The 1,273-nt window shown below is 59.8% G+C and carries 1 protein-coding gene; it reads right to left on the reverse strand.

Annotation, left to right across the window (positions count from 1 at the left end; translation table 11 throughout):
• Positions 1-39 precede the first annotated feature (39 nt).
• Positions 40-1,193 (reverse strand): IS3 family transposase gene (locus TW83_RS03290; protein WP_239441276.1). Its coding sequence is split into 2 segments (ribosomal slippage): positions 40-941 and positions 941-1,193, totalling 1,155 coding nucleotides; the frame shifts between segments, so codons are not numbered across the junction.
• Positions 1,194-1,273: the final 80 nt, after the last annotated feature.

Below are 1,273 nucleotides of genomic sequence, written 5' to 3' on the forward strand. Positions count from 1 at the left end.
TGAGGTGCTCCCCATTCCCTGGACAGGATCTGGCGCTTTTTAAGCTCTGATCTGCTCCTGCTGATCGGGTTGTGTTGCTTCGATTTCCAGCGAGTAGACCACCGCTGGTGGTTGTCCGCCAAAGGCTTTGTGCGGGCGGCGGTGATTGTAGAATTCCATCCAGTTGCGGACACCGGCGCGTGCGTGCGATCCGGTATCCCATGCGTGGAGGTAGACGCACTCGTATTTCAGCGTCCGCCACAGGCGCTCGATGAAGATGTTGTCCAGGTAGCGACCCTTGCCATCCATCGAGATGCGGACGCCCGAGCGGCGCAGGCGGTCTGTCCAGGCAAAGGATGTGAACTGCGACCCTTGATCGCTGTTCATAATGTCCGGCGGTCCAAACCGATAGATGGCCTCGTTCAGCGCCTCGACGCAGAAGTCCGCGTCCAGCGTGTTCGAGATCCGCCACGACAGAACCATCCGGGTATGCCAATCCATGATCGCCACCAGATAGAGGAACCCGCGGCGCATTGGCAGGTAGGTGATGTCCACGCACCAGACCTGGTTTGGCCTGTCTACCCGCAGACCCCGCAGCAGATAGGGGTAGGTCTTGTGCCCCTTCGCCGGCCTGCTGGTGTTGGGTTTCTGATAGATCGGCATCAATCCCATCAGGCGCATGAGCCGACGGACGCGCTTCTCGTTCACCGCATGGCCTTCGTTGCGCAGGTGCCAGGTCATCTGGCGGACGCCAAAGAACGGTGTCTCGAGGAACTGCACATCGATCAGCCGCATCAGCGCAAGGTTCTGCTCCGTCTCTCCCCGCGGCGAATAGTAGAACGACGACCGCGGTACCGACAGAAGCGCGCACTGTTGGCCGATCGACAGGTCAGGATGGTCGCGTTCGATCATGGCGCGCCTCACTTCCCGCCCCAGGGCTTGAGCTTTCTTTCCAAAAAAGAGTTGGCCACCGCCAGCTCTCCGATCTTGGCATGCAGATCCCTGACCTGGTCTTCATCGATGACGGGTGCCTTGCGGCTGCCGCGTTCGAAGACACCGGACGCGCCATCCAGCAGCGCACGTTTCCATTGATTGATCATCGTTGGATGCACGCCGAACCGGCTCGCCAGCTCCGACACGGTCGCCTCGCCTCTCAGCGCTTCCAGCGCCACCTTCGCCTTGAACTCAGGGGCATGCTGTTTTCGTTTCGACATCTTCGATCTCCTCCTTGGTGAAGATCAGCAGACAGCAATTCAAAGCTTACGTCAGTGTCCAGTTTTCGGGGGGCACCTCA

The organism is Paracoccus sp. S4493 (assembly GCF_000967735.1).
Lineage (GTDB): Bacteria > Pseudomonadota > Alphaproteobacteria > Rhodobacterales > Rhodobacteraceae > Paracoccus > Paracoccus marcusii.